Genomic DNA, 25,548 nt, shown 5'->3' with positions numbered 1-25,548 from the left:
TTAGTTAGATAACAATAAAATTGAAAAATAGTAATTTTTTATAACGATCGATATAAAATAAAATAGTTGATTAATGTTGCTGCGTCAATTAATTTGATAGTGATCGTTATGAAAATATCTGTGACTGTTATGACAAATGCACCTGATCCCCTGCCAACACCATGTGATGACAGCTTGAAAAAAAAGCGCGGCCGTCCAAAGTGCTTTGACGAGCAGCAGGCTTTGGAAAAAGCCATGTTGTTATTTTGGGAGCATGGTTATGAAGCCACATCGATCAGTGATTTAACACAAGCGCTAGAGCTGACTGCACCGAGCTTATATAGTAGCTTTGGTGATAAAGCTGGGTTGTTTTATAAATGCATCGATTATTATTTGGCACATGAAGCTTGTCCGATTGTTCCTATTTTTTTAGAAGCCAAAACCGCCAAAGTTGCATTTGAGCTTTATTTATATGACAACGTTAAACGTTTGGCTCAACCCAATAAACCTGCAGGTTGTATGTTGGTAGTTGCGACTATGAGTTGTTCTGACAATGCGCAGGCGGTGCAACACAATATTCTGGAAAAACGTTTGCAGACCAAGCAAAAACTGTTTGAGCGTTTAGAGCAGGGAGTTGCCAACGGGGATTTGCCAGCAACAGCGCCTTTACAGGAAATGACAGACTTCTATGCAACGGTTGTGCAGGGGCTAACGATTCAAGCACGAGATGGGGCGACTGTTGAACAACTGCATAAGGTGGTTGAACACGCGATGCGCGCATGGGAGCTGTTCTAAGCCACGATGTCGTGACTGCGATATAAATGTCTGAAATACGATATTTCAATTATTTTGGACATCTTCCACAATACTCCCATTGCTGAGATATGGTGAGAAAATGATGGGTCAGTTAAGTAAGTACCAAAAATGGGCCTTCGTATTGCCCTTGATTGCGGTTTTGATTTGGTCGTTGAATATTGCTGTGACACGCTATGTGGCGGACTATATTTCGCCTGTAAGTATCAGTTTTTATCGTTGGTTTGTTGCCTTTATTATTTTGACACCGTTTATGTTGCCGAAAGTATGGCGACAACGCGCTGTAATTCGTCCATTGATTCCTAAATTAGCCGTACTCAGTGCTTTTGGTATGGTGTTGTACCAAGGTTTATCTTATACCGCTGCTCACTATACGACTGCGACCAATATGGGCATTGTGAATGCCTTTGTCCCGATCTTTACCATCTTTATCTCTTATTTTATTTTAAAAGATGCACCAAATCGGTTTGCCATTTTTGGCAGTCTCTTATCTTTTGCAGGCTTGATTTATGTGATGAGTCAAGGTCACCTCTCAAACCTATTTGATCAAGGTGGGCATTGGGGCGATGCAGTCATGGTATTGGCTGTGGGTTTCTATGCGTTTTATGGCGTGTTTTTGAAAAAATGGCAGCTACAGCTTCCTTTATTAAGCAGCTTGTATGTACAAATTGGTTTTGCGCTGCTGTATCACATCCCATTCTTGCTCTGGTTTGGCCTAGATGGGATTAATGCTCAGAATGCAGCGAGTGTTCTCTATGCGGGCATGTTCCCTTCATTAATTGCACCGTTATTATGGATGATCGCAGTACAGGCGATTGGTCCAAATCGCACCAGTATTTTCATGAATTTAATGCCAGTATTCACAGCGATTATTGCCAGTTTCTGGTTGTCAGAGCACTGGACGATTTATCATAGCATTGGCGGTCTGATGATCTTGATGGGGATCATTATGGCGCAGAAGAAAACGGTTAAAGCAACGGCTCCGCTGGCTGAGTCGGCATCATAAATATGAAAGTTGGTGGTGCGTTTGTTTAAAATATCAACAAACGCACCAAAAATATTTTTTTATGACTGTGCTTTCTATATGATTTGCAAATATATTTTTAAGATTTACTAAATTTACGATCAAAAAAAAGCTGAATAAAAATATAAATATAATTTTATTGAAAATGAGGAAGTGACAAAATTGGTACGCTTTTCACACTTTTTGTTAGATAAATAATATATTTGTATAAATGGGACGATTCCCTCATAATACCAACCACAGCAAGATGATTCATTTTTAGAATGAATAAGTTGCTCACCAAATTTACGAACCCTCTGGATGTGATTATACACATCCTTTTATGCTCAGTTATCCCTATATAACTGAGCTTTTTTTTGTCCGCTATTCACCTAATTAGGCGCGAACAACTTCACCTGTTAGTGCATTCAAAATGCGACTTGGTTCTCGGCTCAACCCTAAATCACCTTCGAGATAATTTAATGAAGTGCTGAAGTAATGTTGCGCTTCTTCTAAGCTTTGTGCGGGTGAGAGACCTGCAGGGTTAGCGCTGGTAGAGACAATAAAGCCGCCAAATTGTTGACATAGTTCCATGCATAGTGGGTGTGTCGTGACACGAACTGCGACCAAAGGATGTTGGCCTTTGATCCATGTTGGAATACTTTGATCAGCAGGCAGTAGCCACGTTGTGGCACGTTCTGTCTCAAGGCGATTCGACCAACTTGCAATCACTTGATGACGTAGCTCAGCACTCAAGCCTTGCAGTAAATGCTCAACTTGGTCTAAATGCCCTGCCAATAAAATCACGCCTTTTTCAACGGGACGATGTTTGAGTTCTAAAATGTCTTGAAACGCTTGTTCATTGAATGGATCACAACCCAATCCCCAAACTGCTTCTGTCGGATAAGCCAGAACTTGTCCGTGTTTTAAAAGTTGAGCTGCTTCAGAAATAGAGGAAGTAATCATGGGATGTATGTGAAAACAGGAGAGGGTATGACTAGTTTAATGCATTGGGCGGCAACGTAAATAGCGTCCTGCTTGTTGCATGCATAAACCGAGTAATTCTAACTCCATCAATTGTGCAGTCAGTTCTGCAATTGGCATCGGATGACGTTGAATCAATTGATCTAGGTCTTGTCCGACCCAATCTAAAACTTGATAAAGCGCAATCAGATGGTTGGGTAAAGTAGGAGGGGCGACAGGTGCTTCTTCGGTTATTTGTTGCTGGGTTTGCCATTGCGTTGGTAGTGCAAGATCTTCGATGATTTGTTCGGGATGATCAACCAGAATTGCACCTTCGCGAATCAGTTGATGACAGCCTTGATGGTGCTCACTATAAATATGCCCCGGAATCGCGAACACCATTTTACCTTGTGTTGCCGCTTCATTGGCGGTGATCAATGAACCACTTTTGAGCGCTGCTTCTACTACTAAGACACCTAGACTTAAGCCACTGACAATTCGATTCCGACGAGGGAAATGCTGTTGCAAGGGCATGGTGGTCGGTAGAAACTCAGTCACCACTGCACCTGACTGAATAATCTGTTGAGCGAGCTGTTTATGCTGAGCAGGATAAACCGTATCTAAGCCTGTGCCAGTAACGGCAATGGTTCTCTGATGAGCTAATCCACCTTGATGTGCTGCCTGATCAATTCCATGTGCGAGTCCGCTACTAATAAAAAAGCCTTTTTCACTTAAATAATAAGCAAAGTCATAAGCGACTTGTCGTCCATGGGGACTGGGTTTACGACTGCCCACCATAGCAATTTGCGGTTGTAATAATGCTTGCGCTTGACCTTGTCCAAATAAAATGGGTGGACGATCTGCATAAGGCAGCAATTGAGTCGGGTAGCCAATATCATCAGGCGTTAAAATAAAGTCACTATGTCGACATATCAATTGAACCAGTTGTTCGAATTGTTGTTGACCTTGAGGTGTTTGTAATTCGTCTACGCGTTTTAAATGATTGGCATGTAAGCCAAGTTGGGACCATTCAGAGAAACGATGCGGTAGCGTTGCTTGCTCACAATTACCAAAATGTTGCTGAATTTTGGCAAAACTCGATAGCGAATGTTGAACCAAGTACCACACCAACACAGTGTGATAGTGATGAGGCGATAGTTGATTCAACATAGGCAATTATTTAGTCATCAAGACGAGGTGGTTTGATATCTGAACCAATCTTGATAGGTAACTCACTCTCTAATACGTAGGCATAGCTGATTCGATCGAAACTCTTAAAGACCATGACACTACCCAAATATTGTCCAGGGAGTTTTACTTGTTCTTTGGTCTTTGGATCTCTTACAACTTCGCCATCTTGGTAGATACTGAACACTTGGCCTATTTCTACACCATCCGTTGTACCACGATCCACGGTGACGACGCCATTTTTGGCTGCTGTACCAATAGATCCCATCACACGAATGATTTTTCCGCCATCTTTCACTTGATTGGCATCAATTGGATAGAACAAGGTTGGTAGCATGGCATCTTGTTCAGCCATAACACGATCGCCACGACGAACTTCGCCGTTATAGCTATCTGTCAGCTCAACTGTGGTGATGTCATTTTCGTTACGAATCGCAACGCCTGAAGCGACTTGGGTCAGTTCAACGCCAAGGATCTGCTTTTTGCCATTCTGATCTAGTACGGTATATGGTTCACCCTCACGGAATACGCCATAGCGTTGACCATTTTCAAGCCCTTTGCCACGTACATAAACACTTTGGCCTTTACCCGCCATGACACGGTTGTCTGCTGTGCCTAAAATATATGGCGTATTGGCAATCGCATCTGCGGGTAGAACTGAAGTACGTTCTAGCCATTGCTGAATATGGGCCAAGGGAATCACGGGAACGCTATTATTCAATGCTTCAACACGAACTTGCGGACGTAAATTAGAAGTATTGCCTGTATAGCGGCGAATGATACCGTCACAACCATCACCTTCATCTTTACCGATTAAAGGTTTACCGTTCAAACTACAAAGTAGTAAGCGATCTCCAGGATAAATCCAGTGCGGATTTTTCACATGTTTATTGCTTGCCCAAATTTCTGGCCAGCGCCAAGGCTTACTTAAAAACTTGCCTGAAATATCCCAAAGCGTATCGCCTTTTTTTACCACGTAGACATGAGGTGCTCCCACTTTTACCGACGGTGGGCTGACATTCGGGCTTGCCGCATGAGCGAAATTCACGCTCATACCCAATCCCGCACAAATCGCAGCGGCAATCAGTTGTTTTTTTAACCCCAAGGCATGAAATGAGTGTATGCCGTTTAAAACCTTTTTCATTATCATAATTCCTAAAAATTATGTGTGTAGTTGCGCTATAATAACGACTTTACACACAATTTTTTTTGATCAAGCATTCCCTTCAGTTGGTTTTCTGATCAATGGCTTAAGTGAGGACGACAGTATGGCCTTATTACCTATTCTAAGTTTTCCTGATTCCCGCCTTCGTACCATTGCCAAGCCAGTCGAAGAAGTCACTGATGATATTCGTCAGCTTGCAGCAGATATGTTTGAAACCATGTACGAGGCACCGGGTATAGGTTTAGCGGCAACTCAGGTTGATCATCATATTCAGCTTATTGTTATGGACATCTCTGAAGAGAAAAACCAACCGATGGTGTTCATTAACCCCAAAGTCACTCCACTGACCGAAGATACTCAGCCTTATGAAGAAGGCTGTCTCTCTGTGCCTCAAATATACGACAAAGTTGAGCGTCCGTCACGCGTAAAAATCGAGGCAATTAACCTTGAAGGTCAAGCATTTGTGTTAGAAGCTGACGAACTTCTCGCTGTTTGTATTCAACATGAAATGGATCACTTAAATGGCAAGCTTTTTGTTGATTATTTATCGCCATTAAAGCGCCAACGTGCCCGTGAAAAAGTGGAAAAATTGGTTCGCCAGCGTGAAAAAGAAAAAGTTGCAGTCAAACGTTAAGCTTTAAAATCATTTAAAGATGTTTTCTTTGTTTCGTTGTGGCTTGCTACTCGCATTAACCGCGGTCTGTTTACAGATTGCGGTTTTCTTGCAACCGCTACTCCCGAAGCAATATCAAATCGCACCTGTATGTGAAACCATTACCAAGGCTTTGCTTTTGCCTCAAGCGGAAACAGCGCAAAGCCACTCGGTACATAGAAAACATCATCACAGCCATCAGCTTGAGCACGCTCAAGTCTCGATGCCGCAACATGATCATCATGATCCCAATCACCAGTGTCAGTACTGTACAGTTTATGCCAATTTAGTATTACCCCCTGAATTAGGCGTAAAAGAAGTTCTGGTCCGTATCCAAATCCGTTTAGTTGCTTATCAACAAGCTTTTAAGCATGTTTATTTTGCACTGCAACGGTTGTTCCTGTTGCCTCAAGGGCGGGCTCCACCTTTCTTTGCATAACTTAAAACTTCATTTTCATTAGGGTTTTTTAGAACTTTAGTGCTGTTTTATTTATGTTTTGAAGAGAGACCAATCATGGCTCAACCTAAATTTTTATTACAACCGCTCACGGTTGCGATTCTTGCTGCCTCAAATACTGCAATGGTCTGGGCAAATCCAGTTGTACAAGCAGATCATTCACATGCGCATGTTTCACTTGCGCCAATTGTAGTCACTGCACAGCAACCGAATGAGAATAATGGTTTGGTGGTACAAGCCGATCCTAAGCAGCCGATTCAACCTGTACCAGCAACCGATGGGGCAGATTATTTACAGAGTATTATGGGTTTTAATGCCATTAAAAATGGCGGTACCAATGGTGATGTCACGTTCCGAGGCATGTTTGGTTCGCGTATTAAAATGTTGGTGGATGGCAGTGAAAACCTTGGCGCTTGTCCATCGAGAATGGATGCACCTACCTCATATATTCAGCCTGAAAGTTTTGACAAAATTACGGTGATCAAAGGGCCGCAAACAGTTCAATATGCCAATACGGGTTCAGCCGCAACAGTAATTTTTGAACGTGAACCTGAAAAATTAACCCAAGAAAAACCGTATCGTGGACAAGCAAGTGTGGTGATGGGCTCGTATGGGCGTCTTGACCATAATGTTGAAGCTGCCGTTGGTGATGAAACGAAATATGCGCGTTTAAATGCCAATCGTTCGGAAGCAGATAATTATAAAGACGGTGATGATCAATCCGTACATTCGAACTGGAAACGCTGGAATGCTGATTTGGCTTTGGGCTGGAAACCAACGGATGATTCTTGGTTGGAGCTCCGTGCAGGTAAAGGTGATGGTGAAGCTGCCTATGCCGGTCGTGGTATGGACGGTTCACAATTTAAACGTGAAAGCTTAGGTCTACATGCTGAGCAGAAGAATCTGACAGATGTGATTAAGAAAATCGAAGCACAAGTTGACTACAGCTATAACAATCACATCATGGATAATTTCCGTTTACGTACACCACCAATGACAACCATGAAGATGCATGGCATGGACATGACTGTACCGAATAAAATGGAAATGGAAGTGGCCCGCCGTACCCTAAACACCCGTTTAGCAGTGACGACAGACTGGGACAAGTTCAGTGTAGTGTCTGGGGTCGATACCCAGCATAACAAGCATGGTGGCAACATGATCATGTATGCAATGCCAAGCATGAATTCACCATTCAGCAATGATTTGAAATTCCAGTCTTATGGTGCGTTTAGTGAATGGACCTATAACACCGATGCGAATCAAAAATGGGTTGCGGGTGCGCGTGTTGATCAAGTCAAAATTGATAGTCTGGAAAATGGTAAGAGTCGAAGCGATACCAACCCAAGTGGTTTTATCCGTATCGAAAAAACCTTACCTGAGCATGGTTTAAAAACTTATGCAGGTTTAGGTTATGTTGAACGTACCCCAGATTTTTGGGAACTCTATAGTACCTCTACCGATCGTGGGGTGGGTTCAACCGATATGATGGGTAAAACCACTTATCGTATGATTGATAACTTAGATAACCTGAAAAACGAACGTACTGCGCAGTTAGATGTCGGTTTTCAAGCAGAACATGGCGCATGGAATACATGGGCTTCTGCTTATGCAGGTTTAATTAAAGACTTTATCTTGTTGCAATACGGTGGATCAAATCAACGCTATCCTTTGGCGCGTAATGTAGATGCGACCATTGCTGGAGCTGAAGCTGGGGTCGGTTATCAATTTACAGATCACTTGCAAGCGGATGTTTCAACCATGTATGCATGGGGTAAAAACACTTCTGACGGTCGTGCTTTGCCACAAATTGCACCTTTAGAAGGACGTGTGAACCTACGTTATGTGGAAGAAAAATACAGCTTGGGTCTGTTATGGCGTGCTGTCGCTAAGCAAAAACGCGTGAGTTTGAATGAAGGTAATGTGGTCGGCTATGACATGAATGAAAGCAAAGCATTTAACACTTTGGCCCTGAATGGGACCTATAAGTTGACAGATGCGGTTGATGTATCAGTGGGTGTCGATAACGTGCTAGATAAAACCTATACCGAACACCTGAATAAAGCAGGTGCGTCGATGTTTGGTTATGGGGCAAGTGAGCAGTTCAATAATATTGGACGCAACTACTGGATGCGTATGAGCATGAAGTTCTAATCAATAAAAAAACAAGGTGGCTCAGCCACCTTGTTTTTTCTGAGTTTAAGCCAAACAATCCTGTTTTGGCATTAAGCTATCGCAATACAATGGATTTAAAGCACATTGCAAATCATCGATTTGTTCTTGAGTCACATAGCCTTTGGCTTTGAGATATTCTGCGACACGATCATCACGCAGACTTAAAAATGCTGCATCATAAACGCCTAAATCGACAAATAAAGCGGCCGTTTCCAAGCTATTAAAATGGTCTAAGAACACATCATTTTCATACATTAAGAAAATATGCGTCAAAGCAGCGTTGGCATCGACTTTTAAACGTTGCGCTAATTGTTCAGGGCGCGTTTTGATAAACAACAAATCCGAAAGTTCATCGAACTGGGTTTTATCCAGTTGGTTTTCACCACCTTTGACATGTCCTAACCATGCTTTAAATACCAACACCGCACCACCACGTAACAGCATGCTCCAGATTTGATGGCGTGTTTCATGATCAAGATGAGCTGATTCTGCTTCGAGTGCTTCTAAGAACGTCTCTTCTTGCTCTGCAAGTTTTTCAAATAAGCCAAGACCTTGTGGATGATAAGCTGCAGGTGCGAACACATCAAAATTGAGTTGGTTAAAGACATTGAGTGCCAGTGGAACAGCGGCTTGGTAAAGCGTATTTAGTGCGCGTAAATGTGTTTCATCCAGTTTGCTGTGTACAAAGATGGTTTGCCAATCCAGTTCAGGTAACAGGGCATTCGCACTGTATTGGCGATAAAACTGTTGTGAGCTATAGTCAGTTGAAGGGTGACTGTTATTCATGATCAATGTCCTTTTTGACAATTTGTAATGAGAAACCCAACAAGCCGAGGTCTAGGTTTCGTTGAACTTGATCAATTTATGCGGTATCGAGAAAACAAGTAGAATACGACTAAAGTTGTAGATGTAATTTTAATGGTAAAATTTAATAGTAAAAACAATAACTTGTTAAATTGTAAGTAAGTGTACAAACGTTCACTAATGTAAGTGAACGTTTTTGCCATAGCCAATAATGATTTGAGCACTTTGGTCAATTCATCATCGCGCAAAGTGCATTGTTTTGATCATTTTGGCCTATGTTGCAAAATATTTTGCTAGTTATTGCATGGGCATGATTTTTAAACCAGATAACCATGCACGTAAGCCTGCAGGTTTGAGCGGCTTTCTCAACAACACAATATTCTGCTGTTTTAAATATTGTGGAAGTTCTGGATCAGAATCTGCGGTAATCAGTGCTACAGGAATATGAGCCAATCGATGTTGTTCAATGAAGTCTAGACCACGTTGATCATGGTTCAAATGCTGGTCGATCAGCCAGACCTGAATGTCTTCTTGTTCAATCAGTCGTAGTGCTTGCTCAGGTTCTGTTGCAGTAAAGATCTGATAGCCCCATTTGCTGAGTAAAGTCCGCATGCCTTCTAAAATGGTTTCGTCATTGTCCAAGCACAACACTTTATAGGCGGTATGTTGCAGTGCTGGCACATGTGGTATTGCCATTTGAATTTTTGGTGCTTCAGCGAGTGGCACTTCAATCATGAAGCAAGAGCCTTTACCCAGTTCCGAATAGACATGCACAGGGAAATCAAGCAGGCTGGTCATACGTTGTACGATGGCAAGTCCGAGACCAAGACCTTGTTCACCCCAAGGAGAGGTATGGCCACAGCGTTCAAATTCTTGGAATAGCTTCAGGCGTTGTTGTTCATGAATACCGGGCCCCGTGTCCCAAACCCCGATACGAATATGCTTCGGGCGTTGTGCAGAACGTAACACACCAACCACCACACGACCTTGAGCGGTATAACGCAATGCATTGCTGACAAAGTTCTGGATAATACGTCGCATCCATTGCGGATCGGTATCGACCCAAAATTTAGTGTCGTGAACAGACAGATGAATATTGCGTTGTGCTGCAATTGATTTGAACTGTAATTCCAGATCATTTAATAAGTCATGCAGTGCATAAGCTTGGCGTTTCGGTTGAATGGTACCGCCTTCCAAACGGGCGATATCTAGGAGTGCTGAGAGCATACTTTCAGCCCCATAGAGTGCGCGATCCAGTTGTTGTAAGGTCTGTTGGTCTTCGGTTGAATGTACACTTTGCTCTAATGCGGTACTAAATAAACGGGCTGCATGCATGGGTTGTAATAAGTCATGACTGGCTGCAGCAAGGAAGCGGCTTTTCGATTGATTGGCTTTATCGGCTTGTTCTAGCGCGAGTTGTTGCTCGGTCAATGCATTGGCAAGCTGCTGAGTTCGGTCACTGACGCGTTCTTCCAGCACTGCTTCATTTTCACGGAAGGCGGTAATATCGGCGAAAGTGGTCACGAAACCACCGCCCTCAATGGGATTACCACGCATCTGAATGACTAAACCATCTTTACGAATCCGCTCAAACTCATGTGCACTGCCCACTTTCATCCAGTGCAGTCGTTTACGCACATGTTCCTCGACAGGGCCGGGGCCACATTCACCGCGTTCAGCGTTATAGCGAATCAGATCGGCAATCGGACAGCCGACGTAGACCAGATCTTTAGGATAATCAAATAGCTTGAGATATTGGTTGTTCCACGCCACCAAACACATATTTTTATCTACCACACTGACGCCTTGGGTCATATGGTCGATCATGGTCATGAGTAGATTCTGGTTAAAACGTTGCCATTGTGAGGCTTGGTCAAGAATATTGGCAACTTGCCCGAGCGCCAAACCATTGTTAATCATCGCAGTAGTGAGCAGTGTACGGGCAGAAGCGGCGCCAATAATTCCTGCCAGATACTGCTCGGTGAAACGCCACCACATACCATTGGCAACGTGATTTTCATTTAACACCACATGGTTTTGTTCACAAAACTGTTGGAAGGCTTGAAGGGTAGGCTTATCACCCGTCACACGTTTGGCGAGTGCCAATAAGTCGCCGACTTTCAAGCGTGCGGCATTCAGGTGTAGATCGGTTAGATCGGTATTGGACTGAGCCGATGGCAGAGGTTTACTTTCATAATAGAAAAAGCTTTCCGCCTGAATTTGCTCTGCCACACTTGGACGATATAAACGAGACACCCAGATATACAGCACCACATTGAGACCCAGTGACCATAGCACGCCGTGGGTGAGGGGAGCAAAGGATTCGAAACCAAGCAAAGCCTCTGGACGCAGACCATTAATATTAAAAGGCCCAAACAATAATAGGTGTTGTGCAAACTCTTGGTAATGGTCAGGAAGGCTACGTAATACTGTTGGAAATAGTAGCGTGTAGCTCCACATGGCAAAGCCCATGAGTAAGCCGACATAAACCCCTTGGCGACTTGCACCACGCCAGTATAGTCCACCAATCAAGGCTGGAGAAAACTGGGCCACCGCACTAAAGGCCAATAAACCAAAGACTGAAAGCTGATTGATATCGTTAAAGAAATGGAAGAATAAAAAGCCCAGTAGCATCACACTGACGATACTGATGCGACGAGTCAATTTGAGCACACGAGGTAGGTGCTGATCATGACGAGAAATGATTTTAAAGCGCCATAATGCAGGCATGATCAGGTCATTACTGAGCATGATCGAAAGTGCTACCGAGGCAACCAATAGCATGCCTGTCGAAGCTGAAAAGCCACCTAAAAAGGCCAATAAAGCCAACCATTCTTGTTGATAGCTTAAAGGTAGAGCCAATACTGCAATATCAGGTGTACCAAGTGATTCAGGTAAAGAGTGTAAAGCCCAACTGGCAATCGGAATAATCGCAATCACAGTAAGAATCAGATAGGCCGCGAACCAGCGTCGTGCGCCACGAATATGCTTTTCATCCCGTAATTCGACTACTGCCACATGAAATTGACGCGGCAAGCAAATCATGGCTAAGCCTGCGAGCAAGGTTTGCACCCAAAAAGTTTCAGGCACTCCTAGTTGTTGCAGGTCATGGAAATGCTGACTGACATCGCTACTGACTTGTTTGATATTGTCAGGTGACTGTAATAAGAAAAAGGCCGCCACACAGAGCAGTGCAAATAGTTTAACAAAGGATTCAAACGCCACTGCCAGCATTAAACCGCCGTGCTGTTCGGTATGGGCAATATGACGTGTACCAAAAATCATCGCCAAAATTGCCAGTACCGCAGTCAGCACTAACACACTATTGGTGGTGGTATGGATATGCGCATTTTGTTCAAGAATGACCGATGCACTAAGGGCAATGGCACGCAGTTGCAAAGCCAGATAAGGCACGATGGCAATCACAGCAAGGATGGTCACCAGTGCGGCCAAGCTACCACTTTTGCCATAACGCGCTGCGACAAAATCGGCAATCGAAGAAATTGCATGATGTTGACGAATCCGACCTAAGCGTTTCCAGATGTCATAACCAAACCAGATGAACAGCAAAGGACCCAAATAAATCGGTAGAAAAATAACCCCCTGACGTACCGCAGCACCCGTCGCGCCGTAAAAGGTCCATGATGAGCAATAGACGCCTAAAGTCAAACTAAACAGCAGCATACGGCCGCGGGTACTTAAACGGCTGGCATGTTTTTCACCAAAAAAAGCGCAGCCGAATAACAGCACAATATACAGGGCAAGGACACCAAGAATAAGCCAGCTGTTCATATTGCTCACGTGATCAAATTCCATTTTTTATCATACCCGAAGTGCAGGTATAGCAAGGAGTAGAGATTGTCATTTAGAGACCAAAGTCTAAGTTACGAGTCAAGCATAATCTTGTTACTTTGGATAATGAAAAATCCCATGTGAAAAAGGGGTCCACGGTTGGACACAAAAATAAGGAGTCAATTATGGATGATTCACAGGTAGATCGAATTCTACGAAATCCAAAGTTTCAAGAGATGGTCAGCAAAAAGCGCACATTAAGTTGGACATTAACAGCAATCATGCTGTTTATCTACGTTGGCTTTATGCTTTTGGTTGGCTATAACAAAGAATTTTTAGCAAGTTCATTTAGCGGTGGTGTCACCACATGGGGAATTCCCCTTGGTTTGGGCATTATCGTATTGTCATTTATCTTATGTGGTGTGTATTCCTATATTGCCAATACGAAACTTGATCAACTGAATGAAGCAGCCCTCAAGGAAGTTGAGGCCATTGCACATGAAAAAGGGATGCACTGAGATGAAAGGGACATCATTCAAAGCGATACTATTCACGCTGCTCAGTTTTTGCTGCTCAAGTATTGCATTCGCGGGCCCAGACCTAGGTGCTGCTGAACAGCAGGCGACCAACTGGCACGCGATCATTATGTTTACGATCTTTGTCGGTTTCACATTGTTCATTACCAAATGGGCGGCAAAGCAAACTCAATCTGCTCAAGACTTTTATACGGCAGGTGGTGGAATCAGTGGTTTCCAAAATGGTTTGGCGATTGCGGGTGACTATATGTCAGCGGCATCATTTTTGGGTATTTCAGCATTAGTTTTTAGCTCAGGCTTTGATGGCTTACTTTACTCACTTGGTTTTATGGTGGGTTGGCCAATTGTACTTTTCCTTGTTGCGGAACGCTTACGTAACTTAGGAAAATATAATTTGTCAGACGTGGTGTCATTCCGTTTGGAAGAAAAGCCAGTCCGTACTTTGGCAGCATTTAGCTCATTGGTTGTGGTTGCGTTCTACCTGATTGCACAGATGGTGGGTGCAGGTCAGTTGATCAAATTGCTATTCGGTTTGAACTACAACATCGCAGTTGTGATCGTCGGTCTATTGATGATGGCTTATGTGATCTTTGGTGGTATGTTGGCAACGACTTGGGTACAGATCATCAAAGCGGTGATGTTACTCAGTGGTGCGACTTTCATGGCCTTTATGGTGATGAAAGCTGTTGGCTTTAGCTTCACCAATATGTTTAACCAAGCCATTGGTGTGTATAGCCAAGCGCATAGCATGAGCTGGGAAGAAGCATCCAAAATCATGGGGCCAGGTAAACTCGCGGCAAACCCAATTGATGCGTTATCACTTGGTCTTGCTTTGATGTTTGGTACGGCAGGTTTACCTCATATCCTTATGCGTTTCTTTACAGTAAAAGATGCGAAAGAAGCACGTAAATCAGTTGTGGTTGCAACTGGCTTTATTGGTTACTTCTATCTGCTCACCTTCATTATCGGTTTCGGTGCAATCCTGTTTGTTGCGAACAACCCACAATTCCTTGATGTTGCAAAAGCGGCAGTAACAGGAAAATTAGAGTTGGTAGGTGGTAACAACATGGCTGCCGTGCATTTAAGTGATGCAGTGGGTGGCGACTTGTTCATGGGCTTCATTTCAGCAGTCGCATTCGCAACAATTCTTGCAGTGGTTGCTGGTTTGACCCTGTCAGGTGCTTCAGCGATTTCACATGACTTATATGCCAACGTGTTCAAAAAAGGCAAAACGACTCCTGAATCTGAATTGAAGATGTCAAAAATTGCAACTTTAGGTTTAGCAATCTTTGCCATGATCTTGGGTATCTTGTTTGAGAAGCAAAACGTTGCCTTCATGGTGGGCTTAGCATTCTCAGTCGCATGTTGTGCAAACTTCCCAATCCTCGTGTTATCAATGTTCTGGAAAGGTTTGACTACACGTGGTGCGGTGATTGGTGGTGTAGTTGGTTTGGTTGGTGCGGTGAGCCTAATCATTCTGTCTAAAGCCGTTTGGGTGGATACTTTGGCAATTTCTGAAACTGCGCCAAACCCATTCAATGGTCCAGCATTATTTGCAATGCCACTCTCATTCTTCTGCTGCTGGTTCTTCTCTGTAACAGACAAGTCAGCACGTGCGGAGAAAGAGCGTAAAGCCTTTGATGCTCAGTTTGTTCGTTCAATGACAGGGGTTGGTGCATCTGGCGCGTCAGATCACTAATCAAAACCAAGCATAAAAAAAGCCCTCATTGATTGAGGGCTTTTTTTTATGGCTTATTGATGCATACTTGCCAGTTGCTGCCCTTGGTTGCGGTATAAAGACAAACCAATGCGTTGTACCTGTCGTCCATTTTGTTCAAGGAAGTTATTTAATTTTGGAATATGTTTAGCACCTGTATATAAGGCTAAATTACGACCAATCAGATAATAAGCAAACCAAGATGCTGATTGTGGAGCTAAACCGAGCTTCTGCATTTTCTTACGACCAATAAAGAACTGGGTAATTTCTAAATGTTGCTTATAGGCGAGTTTTTGTTGAAAAGAACGTAGATAGCGATATTTTCGCTCAAAAGGTTCTTTGGAAAGACTGGAACCCAATGAAACGCTGCTCGCATCAGATTGAGGATGTGCGAAGTGCATCCAGTAAATCAGTTTCCAACCATCGGCTTCTTGATCGACCAACCATTTTTCTTCAACGCCCATTAGCCAGCCTGCATATTTCCAGAAATGTAAAAAGCTATCAACTTCTTGTTTACTCGGAAAAATGCCTAAAGCCCGTATCCCAAGCAATACCACACCGCTAAAAGCGATATTGGTCATCGCCTGATCATATTGATTGATCGGAATTCCCCAAGTTTCGGCATCCCATTTCTCCGATTTTTGCAGTTGATGACGCACGAGTGAATGAATAAAACGCACAAAAATGGTGGAGGTAAAACCTTTGCTAAAACGTTCAAAACCATTTTTTTCGGTGATATCGACCCACCATTTGGTGGTTTCAGCCAAACGTGTACCTGCCTGTTTTTTTAATGCGCCTGTCAGGACCAAGGGTTGGTTAAAACCAGGGTACATATAGCCTGTCATTAGGGATAAATCTCGGAGGATAAGACCGTTATTGATTCCCAAGCGATAGGTAAACTTCAGTGCAGCATCAATTTTGTTTTGATCATACCAAGCAGGTTTTTGTTCAACGAATTGGAAAAAGGTAGTGAGTTCAGGAATCTCATGTGGCAATTTATCTAAGCCTTGATATAACGCCGTTTCAAAGTATTTACGATGTTGTTTTGGATTCTGTAGCACCCATAGCAGCAGTTGATCCATCGGTTCATCACCACTTTGCAGAGCGGTATTCAGTGCCTGATACTCTGCATAACTTGGTTGCACCTGTTGATGGGTCATATAACTCAGAATTTTGGTTTTGATATTGGACTGACTCATATCTTCAAACGCAGCCAAGCGTTTAGGTTTAATGATGCTTTGCATTGCATAAAGCCTGTGATTGTTATTTAATCAAAGCTTAATATGAATAATTATTCGCATTCAATTCGCATTCCAGTCGAGTCTGTTTATGAGAAAACGACCACAGCAGCAACGTGCCAAAATGATTGTCGAAAGCATTTTGGAAGGGGCGCAGAAATGTATTTCTGAATATGGGGTTTTGCAGGTGACTACGCCTAAAATCTCTGAAAAATCAGGCGTTAGTGTTGGGTCGATCTATCAGTATTTTGAAAATAAAGAACAAATCATCGCAGAACTATTATTGCGTAAAAGTGAAAGCTTGGGGCAAGCCGTAAAGCAACTGGTGATGCTACAACAACAAACCTCTATTCAAGACATCATCACATTAAGTATTGCTTTTGGCTTTGAATCTTTGAAATCCGATCAAGGTTTTTTTATCGAAATCTTAAAAAACTGGCATGCCTATAGTGACTCAGAAGCGGCACAAGTTTTAGAGCAGCATTTTTTAGAAGTCGGCATGTATTTGTTTGGACGTTATTATCCGCATTGGGATTTTGAGACCTTAAAGCACAAGTCTTTTGTGATTATTAACAGTACATTATTTACCATGATGCGTTATGCCAGTAAAAATACTTTTCTCATTGAAGAACAACGACTGCAACAAGAACTGTTTAAAATGATCGTTTCTTTTTTAGATGCAGTATGATGCACTCAACAAAAATGAAAACCATAACAAGATTCAGGGAAACAACATGCAAACGTTAAAACAATTTTGGCAGGGCTTTCGTTTACTTCCATCTGCATGGTTGTTGCTGGTTCAATTGGCTTTGTTAATTTTGGCGATGCTCACTTATGGCGATAGCGAATTTCGTGCCTTAACTTGGTCATTGGGCGTATTGGCCTTACTGATTATCGCTAAAGTGATTCGACAAACCCCTGTATTTACCTTTTGGGGGCTGGTTTTTGTGAGTGGTGCTTTTTTATTTTCGATCCTGATTTTTATTGGCTATAGCAATTTGATGATTCAGATCATCGCACATAGTTTTGAAGCGTTGGCCTATTTCTATGCAGCATATGGTTTGTTGCGCTATATGTTTGCGGATCGTTATCTCACCAAAGATGAATTGTTTGCGGCAGGGGCGGTATTTACCCTCATCGCTTGGGGTTTTGCCTTTCTATATAGTATCTGTCAGCTGTTACTACCGAACAGTTTTCAAAATCCAAATCAGCCTCAAGCCTTACAACATTGGCTGGATCTTTTATTTCTCAGTTTCAGTCTACAATCGGCAACAGGGTTGTCAGATTTGATTCCGATTAGCCCTGCGGCAAGAGTGTTGGCAATGCTGCAAATGTTTGGTGGGGTCATGTATTTGGCTGTCGTCGTATCTCGATTAATCGCATTGCAATATATTAGCCATCAGCCCAAAAATAATTAATTTGATGCGTATGTTGAGATTGTTGGTAAAGCGGTCTCTTGTTGCAGCCATTCAATGAATTTCAGCATGATTGGGTTATGTGGCTGTTCAGCATAAACAAAATAATAGCAACGTGAGCCAGTCAATTTATGAGATGACACAACGATGAGTTCACCTTGCTTCAATTCTTTTTCAATCAGCATTTGCGGAATCAATGCCACACCTAGATGATGTGTGGCAGCAACGGCCAGCATTGAAAACAGTTCATGCCGCTGGCCTTCCATGGCATAAGGTGCATTGTAATTTAGGCTATCAAACCATTCCTTCCAAATCGCTGGGCGAGTGGTTTGCTGTAATAGTGGGAGCTTCGAGAGTTGTTCCGCACTGAGATCAAGAGTGGTAGGGGAATCGTATTCAATCAACGCTGGATAAAACTTCTTGATCAAGGCGGGAGAACAAACGGCAACCACTTCCTCTGGCATTAAAAAATGTGCTGTTGTGCCAGGCCAGTTTTCCACTTGAGCAGGTGTGCCTGCATAAATTGCGGCATCAAAAATTTGTTCACTAAATAAAAAAGGTTTGGTGCTGGTCTCGAGGTGAATGGTAATTTCAGGATAAATTTTATTGAAACGATAAAGACGTGGTAATAACCAACGTGTTGCAAAGGTTGGGACCACGCCCAGTTTGAGTGTGCCACCCAGTCCCTGATGCGACATTAGATCAAGGGTGCTGTGCTCCAGCCCCAACAAATGTGTCTTGATATTCTTGAGGTATTGCTCACCCGCACTGGTGAGTTCTACACCATGCCTTACTCGATGAAACAGTTGTAGGTTGAGAAATTCTTCCAGTTGCTGAATCTGCCTCGAAATCGCACTTTGGGTCATGCTGAGTTCCTGTGCTGCATGGGTATAGGTTTTATGTTTGGCAGCTGCTTCAAAGCAAATCAGTGATTGCAATGAGGGAATCATACGTCGCATAACATCATCCTTATGTTGATTGCGAAAAAGAGAGATGACCCGAAGATCGTTTAAATTTTTACCTTATCCTTAACTTTCTTTTTAGCAGAACAGCAGCAGTGATTTCAATCGAGCTATGCGTTTTTTGCATAGCTGTATGAAAAAACATCGTTTGCTTCACTGTGCAATCTGGCCTAGCATCAATAGCAGAACTTATATTAAGATCGATTAAAAGGAAGATAAAAAGTCATGGCAAATCAAGGAAAGCGCGTCTCTTTTAACTGGCAAGATCCATTTTTACTTGAACAGCAACTCAGCTCAGAAGAACGTATGATTCGGGACAGTGCTCAGGCCTATTGTCAAGACAAACTCATGCCACGGGTATTGGAACAATTTCGCCATGAAACAACTGATCCAGCTATTTTTCGCGAAATGGGCGAGCTAGGGCTGTTGGGTCCAACCATTTCAGAGCAGTATGGCGGTGCAGGACTAAACTATGTCAGTTATGGTTTGATTGCGCGTGAAATTGAACGGGTAGATTCAGGCTATCGTTCGATGGCCAGCGTACAAAGCTCATTGGTGATGGTACCGATTGATGAATTTGGTAGCGAAGCACAAAAACAGAAATACCTACCTAAATTAGCAACAGGTGAATACATCGGTTGTTTCGGTTTAACTGAGCCCGATCATGGTTCAGATCCTGGCAGTATGTTGTGCCGCGCTAAAAAAGTTGCAGGTGGTTATCGCCTCAGTGGCAGCAAAATGTGGATTACCAATAGTCCAATCGCAGATGTATTTGTGGTCTGGGCCAAAGAAGTTTCAGAACAAGGCAATGTTGGGGAAATTCGCGGTTTTATTTTGGAAAAAGGCTGGGAAGGACTGTCTGCACCTGCCATTCATGGCAAGGTTGGACTTCGTGCATCGATTACCGGTGAAATCGTGATGGATCAGGTCTTTGTGCCCGAAGAAAATGCGTTTCCTGAAGTGCGCGGTCTGAAAGGTCCGTTTACCTGTTTGAACAGTGCCCGTTATGGTATTGCATGGGGTGCAATGGGAGCCGCTGAATTCTGTTGGCATACTGCACATCAATACACCATGGATCGCAAACAGTTTGGTCGACCTTTGGCTGCCAATCAACTCATCCAGAAAAAGCTGGCGGATATGCAAACCGAAATTGCTTTGGGTCTGCAAATCGCATTACGTTTTGGACAAATGAAAGATGCAGGTATTGCTTCAGTAGAAGGGACTTCGCTGATCAAACGCAATAACTGTGGTAAAGCGCTGGAAATTGCCCGACTGGCACGAGACATGATGGGCGGTAATGGGATTAGTGATGAGTTTGGCGTGGCACGTCATCTAGTCAATCTGGAAGTGGTGAATACCTATGAAGGCACCCATGATGTACATGCCTTGATTCTCGGGCGTGCACAAACAGGTATCGCTGCATTTTCTAACTAAAGTTTCATCACCTAGTTGAATTGAAAGATACGCTTTCGGGCGTATCTTAGGGCAAATTCATGCCTAAAAAAATTGACCTATACCAATTAAAATCGTCAAGGATTCATCAAGCGCATTTTAGGTGAAAAATGACACTTTGCTAAAAACAATAAATAGCACTGTAGCAAAGTATTCATCACATCAATGATTGATGAAAGACCAGACCCATTTGAGAAAATGAGGTGTCAAATGAACAATGATGTTCAAGCGGTAGCAAGTCCAAATATGAGCAAGTGGCCATCCAATTTGGGAACTTATGAACGGATTAGCCCACACACATGGAAGTTTGCCTTGTTGTTTGCCTACTTCGCCATGGTGGTGGATGGTGTCGATATTATGTTGCTGTCCTATAGCCTCACCAGCTTAAAAACGGAATTTGGATTATCGACCTTTCAGGCGGGTGCACTTGGCAGTGCATCTTTAGCTGGGATGGGGATTGGTGGTATTTTGGGTGGTTGGGCTTGTGACAAATTTGGGCGGGTTAGAACCATTGCCCATTCCGTGACTTTCTTTTCAGTTGCGACCTGTTTGTTGGGCTTTACCCAAAGCTTCGAACAATTTATGTCACTACGCTTTATCGGAGCATTAGGGATTGGTGCCCTGTATATGGCCTGCAATACCTTAATGGCTGAATATGTTCCAACCTCTTATCGCACCACGGTACTAGGCACCTTACAAACAGGTCAAACTGTTGGCTATATTGTCGCAACCCTACTTGCAGGTGCCATCATTCCAGAGCATGGCTGGCGTATTCTATTCTTCATTACATTGATTCCTGCAGCAATTAATATCATTTTGCAGCGCTTTGTACCTGAACCTAAATCGTGGCAGCTCTCAATAATTAAAAGCTTGTCTCCTCAAATACAGGACGTTGTTACGCCTCAAGAACAACCGAAAAGCCAAAGTATTTATAAACAAATTTTTGCCAATCTAAAGCATCGGAAAATGTTCTTGTTGTGGATGAGCACAGCATTCTTTTTACAGTTCGGTTATTACGGTATTAACAACTGGATGCCAAGTTATCTGGAAACCGAAGTCAATATGAACTTTAAGTCGCTTACCAGTTATATGGTTGGTTCGTATACTGCGATGATTTTAGGCAAGATTTTGGCTGGTTATTTGGCGGATAAATTCAATCGCCGTGCCATTTTCGTATTTGGAACGTTGGCCAGTGCAATCTTTTTGCCGATTATTATTTTCTTTAATACGCCTGACAATATTCTGTATTTATTAATTACCTTTGGCTTTCTTTATGGGATTCCATACGGAGTCAATGCAACCTATATGGCGGAATCTTTTTCCACTGATGTGCGTGGCACAGCGATTGGCGGGGCTTATAACATTGGTCGAGTGGGTGCAGCAATCGCACCAGCAACCATCGGTTTTTTAGCTTCTGGCGGAACCTTTACCATGGCATTTATTATCATGGGAGCAGCCTATTTTATTGCAGGGGTGTTACCTGGGTTATTTATTCGTGATCGTCAATACGATCCACAAAAAGCATAATTAGGAGGGATCATTATGGGTGCATTAACAGGTTTACGTGTACTAGATCTAAGTCGGGTTTTAGCAGGGCCTTGGTGCAGTCAGATTCTGGCTGATTTAGGCGCTGAAGTGATTAAGATTGAACGTCCTAAAACGGGTGATGATACTCGTATGTGGGGGCCGCCATGGATGAAAGACGATACAGGACAAGCCACACGAGAGGCGGGATATTATCAATCTGCCAATCGGAATAAATATTCGGTTGCGATTGATATTGCGTCAAATGAAGGCCAAGCGTTGCTCAGAGAAATGGTCAAAGACAGTGATGTCCTGATTGAAAATTATAAAGTTGGTTCATTGCGTAAATATGGGCTGGACTATGCCAGTTTAAGCGAAATCAATCCAGGTCTAGTATATTGCTCGATTACGGGTTTTGGGCAAACGGGACCACGTGCATCTGAACCTGGTTATGATTTTGTCATTCAGGGCATGGCGGGATTGATGAGTATTACGGGTGAACGTGATGATTTAGCAGGTGGTGGCCCACAAAAAGTTGGGGTTGCCGTTACCGATTTGCAAACAGGTTTGTATGCCACGATTGCAATTCAGGCTGCACTTTGGTCACGTCAAAGCACGGGGAAAGGACAGCATATTGATTTGTCTTTGCTCGATGTGCAGGTCGCAGGTTTAGCCAATCATGGGATGAACTATTTGATTACAGGGCAGGCACCGAAGCGTTGGGGCAATGCACATGCCAATATTGTGCCTTATCAAACTTTTAAGGCAAAAGATAAGGACTTTATTATTGCTTGTGGTAATGATGCCCAGTTTAAAGCCTTGTGTCAGGCTGTTGGTCGTGCTGAATGGGCTGAGCATCCCAAGTTTAGATTTAATCAAGATCGACTTGCAAACCGTGGAGAATTGACCAGTTTAATGGATCAGCATTTTCTTAGCCAAGCTGCACAATATTGGGTAGAGCGGATTCACGCCGTTAAAGTGCCTGTCGGGATGATTAATAATGTGGATGAGGCATTACAAGAACCGCAAGTACAAGCACGGGAAATGGTGGTGTCTATTCCACATCCACAATATCGTCATTTTAAAATGATTGCCTCACCGTTGAGATTGTCTGCAACACCTGTGGAATACCGTCTTGCACCACCACGTTTGGGAGAGCATACCCATCAAATTTTGGCAAAATATCGTTCAACAGAAAACTTAGGATACTTAACAGAACTTGGTGTCATCGGGCATTTGTAAAAATGCCTGAAATTTATTCTAACTTTTAGATTGCTTTAAATCTTTATGAGATAAAGCTGTGTAGAGGTTAAATATGATCTTTGTTACAGCATTACAACTGCTTTATTTTTCACATTTTTTATAATTAGTATCGAGTTTTTCATGCTTTAAGCTCGCTTTTATTCACATTGTGAATGTCTTCTTTGGCCGTCATGGCCTGTCCATTATCATTAGAATAACGTGAGGGAATTATGCCTTCCAAGCCATCTTCGCATTTTGCGAATGTGAATCCAAACGTGTTTTTAAGCACGGTGATTATCATTGCGATTTTTCTCGCAATCGTCATTGTCGCACCTAGTTCATTTGAACTGCTTACACAACAGTTAAAACAATGGATCACTGATTCATTTAGCTGGTTTTATGTTTTATCAGTTGCAGTCTTTCTGATCATACTGATTTACATTGCTTGCTCTGCCAGTGGAAAAATTAAATTAGGCCCTGATCATAGCCAGCCTGAATATAGTAATGGCTCATGGTTTGCCATGCTGTTTACAGCGGGGATGGGGATCGGGTTGATGTTCTTTGGCGTGGCTGAACCTGTCATGCATTATATCAGTCCACCGAGTGGTGCACCTGAAAGTGTAGAGTCAGCACAACAAGCGTTACGCATTACCTTTTTCCACTGGGGCTTACATGCCTGGGCCATTTACGCACTCGTTGGTCTATCCTTGGCTTACTTTGCCTATCGTCATAACCTGCCTTTAAAAACCCGTTCTGCTTTATATCCGATTATTGGCAAGAAAATTTATGGCCCATGGGGCGATAGTATTGATACTTTTGCCACCATTGGTACCGTTTTTGGTGTTGCAACTTCCCTTGGTTTCGGGGTAACCCAAATTAACTCAGGTTTACACTATCTTTTTGGTATCGAGCAAAGTAGCAATGTTCAAGTTATTCTGATCATCTTTGTCAGCGCATTGGCATCTTTATCGGTGTTCTTGGGACTAGATAAGGGCGTTAAGCGTCTTTCTGAACTGAATCTGATCTTGGCCTTGGTGCTGTTGGCATTTGTATTTATTGCAGGCCCGAGTATCTATTTACTGCAAACGACCATCCAAAACACGGGTTCTTACATTTCTAACCTGTTTAGCATGACGTTTAACTTATATGCCTATCAACCTAATGGTTGGATCGGTGGTTGGACCATTCTCTATTGGGCGTGGTGGATTTCATGGTCACCATTTGTGGGGATGTTCATCGCACGTGTTTCACGAGGACGGACCATCCGTGAATTTATTGTTGGTGTACTCTTAATCCCGACTGGTTTTACCATTATCTGGATGGGTTTTTTAGGTAATGCTGCGTTATTTAGCATTATGCAAGAACATAATGTCACCCTAATTCAAGCTGTACAAAGCGATTCATCGGTTGCCTTATTTGAATTCCTGAACCATTTACCTTTTTCAGGTGTCATGAGTTTACTCGCGACAGTATTGGTGATGTTGTTCTTTGTCACATCGGCCGATTCAGGTGCATTGGTCACAGATTATCTGACTGCGAAATCTGAAAACTCTCCGACATGGCAGAGATTATTCTGGACTGTCTTGATGGCAGCTCTGGCGATTATTCTGCTTTTGGTTGGCGGTTTAGCTGCTTTGCAAGCTTCAATTATTATGAGTGCTTTGCCTTTTACCTTAGTCATGTTGTTGATGAGTTGGGGTTTATTGAAAGCCTTGAAACTTGATGTGACCAAGATGAACGCGATTCAGGAAGCACGAATTACACCGCGAGCGATTAATAACCCAAGGAGTTGGCAACAACGCTTAGGTTTGATCATGCATTATCCGCATACTGAGGTAGAAGTTCAGCAATACATCGATACGCAAGTGCGTAAGGCATTCGAAAGTATTCAACGTGAATTTAAACGTCGTCATTTAGAGGTGGATATTCGTGAGATTGAAAATGGCTTACAACTGCATGTTGACCATCATCATGAGATTAACTTCACTTATAAAGTAGTTTCGCACGCGACTGTTCCACCAAGCTTTATGTTAGGGCGGGCAGATGAAGATGAGTCGAATTATTTCCAAGCAGAAGTGTTCTTAAGAGAAGGCGGTCAAAATTATGATGTGATGGATTGGACCCAAGAAGATTTAATCCAGGATATTATTGATCAATATGAACGCCATCTTTATTTCTTAAATATTGTGAGAGGCACGACTTCTTAACAGAAGATTTGCATTGCAATAATAAAAACAACGGTTTTGAGTGCATCAAAGCCGTTGTTTTTATTTTAGATGATTGAATTTTAAGCATGACAAGGAGATAGCAAAGATGTTTTAACTGAATGATTGACTCAAAATAAGGGTTAAATATAAAAATAAAGCTGCTTTTTCGATGATAATTAAAACAAATTCCATATAAAAGTCTTAAATTACAGTGCTTTACTTTGTTTAAATTCACTTTTAAGATAATTAATAAATTTTAAATTA

20 protein-coding genes are annotated in these 25,548 nt (G+C 42.7%); 13 read left to right on the top strand and 7 right to left on the bottom strand.

The annotated features are described in order from the left end of the window. Nucleotides 1-120: 120 nt before the first annotated feature. Both FPL17_RS13275 and FPL17_RS13270 read left to right on the top strand, forming a co-directional pair. Nucleotides 121-774 carry a TetR/AcrR family transcriptional regulator gene (locus FPL17_RS13275; protein ID WP_373885796.1) on the top strand — a complete coding sequence of 218 codons (654 nt, stop codon included), beginning with the start codon at nt 121-123 and terminating at the stop codon, nt 772-774. 103 nt (nt 775-877) lie between these two features. Continuing rightward, nucleotides 878-1,798 (top strand): DMT family transporter, encoded by a 921-nt coding sequence (locus FPL17_RS13270; protein ID WP_159886870.1) that lies wholly within the window; start codon nt 878-880, stop codon nt 1,796-1,798. A gap of 393 nt (nt 1,799-2,191) precedes the next feature. Here the strand turns inward: FPL17_RS13270 and tsaC are convergent, their stop codons facing one another. The 3 genes from tsaC to FPL17_RS13255 are packed head-to-tail and all read right to left on the bottom strand — an operon-like array spanning nt 2,192 to nt 5,090. Continuing rightward, nucleotides 2,192-2,761, bottom strand: a complete 570-nt coding sequence (tsaC, locus tag FPL17_RS13265) for an L-threonylcarbamoyladenylate synthase type 1 TsaC (protein ID WP_151716521.1) — start codon at nt 2,759-2,761, stop codon at nt 2,192-2,194. A 36-nt stretch (nt 2,762-2,797) separates the two neighbouring features. Continuing rightward, nucleotides 2,798-3,928 (bottom strand): DNA-processing protein DprA, encoded by a 1,131-nt coding sequence (gene dprA / locus FPL17_RS13260; RefSeq protein WP_159885477.1) that lies wholly within the window; start codon nt 3,926-3,928, stop codon nt 2,798-2,800. A 10-nt stretch (nt 3,929-3,938) separates the two neighbouring features. After that, nucleotides 3,939-5,090: a LysM peptidoglycan-binding domain-containing protein gene (locus FPL17_RS13255; RefSeq protein WP_151716523.1), complete on the bottom strand. Its 1,152-nt coding sequence runs from the start codon at nt 5,088-5,090 to the stop codon at nt 3,939-3,941. Between the two features lie 124 nt (nt 5,091-5,214). Between FPL17_RS13255 and def the strand changes: the two genes are divergently transcribed. The 3 genes from def to FPL17_RS13240 all read left to right on the top strand — a co-directional run bounded on the left by def (nt 5,215) and on the right by FPL17_RS13240 (nt 8,374). Then, nucleotides 5,215-5,745 (top strand): peptide deformylase, encoded by a 531-nt coding sequence (gene def / locus FPL17_RS13250; RefSeq protein WP_005154485.1) that lies wholly within the window; start codon nt 5,215-5,217, stop codon nt 5,743-5,745. A 19-nt stretch (nt 5,746-5,764) separates the two neighbouring features. Further along, nucleotides 5,765-6,202, top strand: coding sequence for a DUF2946 family protein (locus tag FPL17_RS13245; protein WP_151716524.1), 438 nt, complete (start codon nt 5,765-5,767; stop codon nt 6,200-6,202). Nucleotides 6,203-6,277: 75 nt separating this feature from the next. After that, nucleotides 6,278-8,374 carry a TonB-dependent copper receptor gene (locus FPL17_RS13240; RefSeq protein ID WP_159885475.1) on the top strand — a complete coding sequence of 699 codons (2,097 nt, stop codon included), beginning with the start codon at nt 6,278-6,280 and terminating at the stop codon, nt 8,372-8,374. 45 nt (nt 8,375-8,419) lie between these two features. Here the strand turns inward: FPL17_RS13240 and FPL17_RS13235 are convergent, their stop codons facing one another. Further along, complete coding sequence (locus tag FPL17_RS13235) at nt 8,420-9,181, bottom strand: hypothetical protein (RefSeq protein WP_005186680.1); 762 nt, start codon at nt 9,179-9,181, stop codon at nt 8,420-8,422. A 315-nt stretch (nt 9,182-9,496) separates the two neighbouring features. Then, the gene (locus tag FPL17_RS13230) at nt 9,497-12,991 is read right to left on the bottom strand and encodes a hybrid sensor histidine kinase/response regulator (protein WP_167515369.1); all 3,495 of its coding nucleotides are present in this window, start codon (nt 12,989-12,991) and stop codon (nt 9,497-9,499) included. A gap of 185 nt (nt 12,992-13,176) precedes the next feature. Here FPL17_RS13230 and FPL17_RS13225 point away from each other — a divergent pair, with 185 nt between their 5' ends. Both FPL17_RS13225 and FPL17_RS13220 read left to right on the top strand, forming a co-directional pair. Next, nucleotides 13,177-13,509: a DUF485 domain-containing protein gene (locus FPL17_RS13225; protein ID WP_004656466.1), complete on the top strand. Its 333-nt coding sequence runs from the start codon at nt 13,177-13,179 to the stop codon at nt 13,507-13,509. Nucleotide 13,510: 1 nt separating this feature from the next. Then, nucleotides 13,511-15,226, top strand: coding sequence for a cation acetate symporter (locus FPL17_RS13220; RefSeq protein ID WP_032864364.1), 1,716 nt, complete (start codon nt 13,511-13,513; stop codon nt 15,224-15,226). Nucleotides 15,227-15,279: 53 nt separating this feature from the next. Here FPL17_RS13220 and FPL17_RS13215 read toward each other — a convergent pair whose 3' ends face one another. Then, nucleotides 15,280-16,488 (bottom strand): oxygenase MpaB family protein, encoded by a 1,209-nt coding sequence (locus FPL17_RS13215; RefSeq protein ID WP_159885471.1) that lies wholly within the window; start codon nt 16,486-16,488, stop codon nt 15,280-15,282. Between the two features lie 85 nt (nt 16,489-16,573). Here FPL17_RS13215 and FPL17_RS13210 point away from each other — a divergent pair, with 85 nt between their 5' ends. After that, the gene (locus FPL17_RS13210) at nt 16,574-17,170 is read left to right on the top strand and encodes a TetR/AcrR family transcriptional regulator (protein ID WP_159885469.1); all 597 of its coding nucleotides are present in this window, start codon (nt 16,574-16,576) and stop codon (nt 17,168-17,170) included. A 46-nt stretch (nt 17,171-17,216) separates the two neighbouring features. After that, nucleotides 17,217-17,900 (top strand): ion channel, encoded by a 684-nt coding sequence (locus FPL17_RS13205; RefSeq protein WP_005186692.1) that lies wholly within the window; start codon nt 17,217-17,219, stop codon nt 17,898-17,900. On the opposite strand, the gene FPL17_RS13200 is transcribed toward FPL17_RS13205, so the two are convergent. Then, nucleotides 17,897-18,856 (bottom strand): LysR family transcriptional regulator, encoded by a 960-nt coding sequence (locus FPL17_RS13200; protein ID WP_159885467.1) that lies wholly within the window; start codon nt 18,854-18,856, stop codon nt 17,897-17,899. The two genes, FPL17_RS13205 and FPL17_RS13200, sit on opposite strands and share 4 nt — an antisense overlap. A gap of 228 nt (nt 18,857-19,084) precedes the next feature. Here FPL17_RS13200 and FPL17_RS13195 point away from each other — a divergent pair, with 228 nt between their 5' ends. The 4 genes from FPL17_RS13195 (at nt 19,085) to FPL17_RS13180 (ending at nt 25,284) form a co-directional block, all read left to right on the top strand. Continuing rightward, nucleotides 19,085-20,293, top strand: a complete 1,209-nt coding sequence (locus FPL17_RS13195) for an acyl-CoA dehydrogenase (protein WP_005186696.1) — start codon at nt 19,085-19,087, stop codon at nt 20,291-20,293. A gap of 228 nt (nt 20,294-20,521) precedes the next feature. After that, nucleotides 20,522-21,838: an MFS transporter gene (locus FPL17_RS13190; RefSeq protein ID WP_159885465.1), complete on the top strand. Its 1,317-nt coding sequence runs from the start codon at nt 20,522-20,524 to the stop codon at nt 21,836-21,838. A gap of 15 nt (nt 21,839-21,853) precedes the next feature. Next, nucleotides 21,854-23,077, top strand: coding sequence for a CaiB/BaiF CoA transferase family protein (locus FPL17_RS13185; RefSeq protein ID WP_159885463.1), 1,224 nt, complete (start codon nt 21,854-21,856; stop codon nt 23,075-23,077). Nucleotides 23,078-23,307: 230 nt separating this feature from the next. Further along, nucleotides 23,308-25,284: a BCCT family transporter gene (locus FPL17_RS13180; protein WP_159885461.1), complete on the top strand. Its 1,977-nt coding sequence runs from the start codon at nt 23,308-23,310 to the stop codon at nt 25,282-25,284. The last annotated feature ends 264 nt before the right edge of the window (nt 25,285-25,548 follow it).

This window comes from Acinetobacter dispersus, from assembly GCF_009884975.1.
In the GTDB taxonomy this organism is placed as follows: domain Bacteria; phylum Pseudomonadota; class Gammaproteobacteria; order Pseudomonadales; family Moraxellaceae; genus Acinetobacter; species Acinetobacter dispersus.
The sequence above is the reverse complement of the archived record's forward strand: the minus strand, read 5'-3'. Positions and strand labels throughout refer to the sequence as shown.

Excerpts from the sequence above, each read along its gene's own strand:
- FPL17_RS13270 (WP_159886870.1), top strand. The coding sequence starts at position 878 with ATGGGTCAGTTAAGTAAGTACCAAAAATGGGCCTTCGTATTGCCCTTG.
- tsaC (WP_151716521.1), bottom strand. The coding sequence starts at position 2,761 with ATGATTACTTCCTCTATTTCTGAAGCAGCTCAACTTTTAAAACACGGA.
- dprA (WP_159885477.1), bottom strand. The coding sequence starts at position 3,928 with ATGTTGAATCAACTATCGCCTCATCACTATCACACTGTGTTGGTGTGG.
- FPL17_RS13255 (WP_151716523.1), bottom strand. The coding sequence starts at position 5,090 with ATGAAAAAGGTTTTAAACGGCATACACTCATTTCATGCCTTGGGGTTA.
- def (WP_005154485.1), top strand. The coding sequence starts at position 5,215 with ATGGCCTTATTACCTATTCTAAGTTTTCCTGATTCCCGCCTTCGTACC.
- FPL17_RS13245 (WP_151716524.1), top strand. The coding sequence starts at position 5,765 with ATGTTTTCTTTGTTTCGTTGTGGCTTGCTACTCGCATTAACCGCGGTC.
- FPL17_RS13240 (WP_159885475.1), top strand. The coding sequence starts at position 6,278 with ATGGCTCAACCTAAATTTTTATTACAACCGCTCACGGTTGCGATTCTT.
- FPL17_RS13235 (WP_005186680.1), bottom strand. The coding sequence starts at position 9,181 with ATGAATAACAGTCACCCTTCAACTGACTATAGCTCACAACAGTTTTAT.
- FPL17_RS13230 (WP_167515369.1), bottom strand. The coding sequence starts at position 12,991 with ATGAACAGCTGGCTTATTCTTGGTGTCCTTGCCCTGTATATTGTGCTG.
- FPL17_RS13225 (WP_004656466.1), top strand. The coding sequence starts at position 13,177 with ATGGATGATTCACAGGTAGATCGAATTCTACGAAATCCAAAGTTTCAA.
- FPL17_RS13220 (WP_032864364.1), top strand. The coding sequence starts at position 13,511 with ATGAAAGGGACATCATTCAAAGCGATACTATTCACGCTGCTCAGTTTT.
- FPL17_RS13215 (WP_159885471.1), bottom strand. The coding sequence starts at position 16,488 with ATGCAAAGCATCATTAAACCTAAACGCTTGGCTGCGTTTGAAGATATG.
- FPL17_RS13210 (WP_159885469.1), top strand. The coding sequence starts at position 16,574 with ATGAGAAAACGACCACAGCAGCAACGTGCCAAAATGATTGTCGAAAGC.
- FPL17_RS13205 (WP_005186692.1), top strand. The coding sequence starts at position 17,217 with ATGCAAACGTTAAAACAATTTTGGCAGGGCTTTCGTTTACTTCCATCT.
- FPL17_RS13200 (WP_159885467.1), bottom strand. The coding sequence starts at position 18,856 with ATGCGACGTATGATTCCCTCATTGCAATCACTGATTTGCTTTGAAGCA.
- FPL17_RS13195 (WP_005186696.1), top strand. The coding sequence starts at position 19,085 with ATGGCAAATCAAGGAAAGCGCGTCTCTTTTAACTGGCAAGATCCATTT.
- FPL17_RS13190 (WP_159885465.1), top strand. The coding sequence starts at position 20,522 with ATGAACAATGATGTTCAAGCGGTAGCAAGTCCAAATATGAGCAAGTGG.
- FPL17_RS13185 (WP_159885463.1), top strand. The coding sequence starts at position 21,854 with ATGGGTGCATTAACAGGTTTACGTGTACTAGATCTAAGTCGGGTTTTA.
- FPL17_RS13180 (WP_159885461.1), top strand. The coding sequence starts at position 23,308 with ATGCCTTCCAAGCCATCTTCGCATTTTGCGAATGTGAATCCAAACGTG.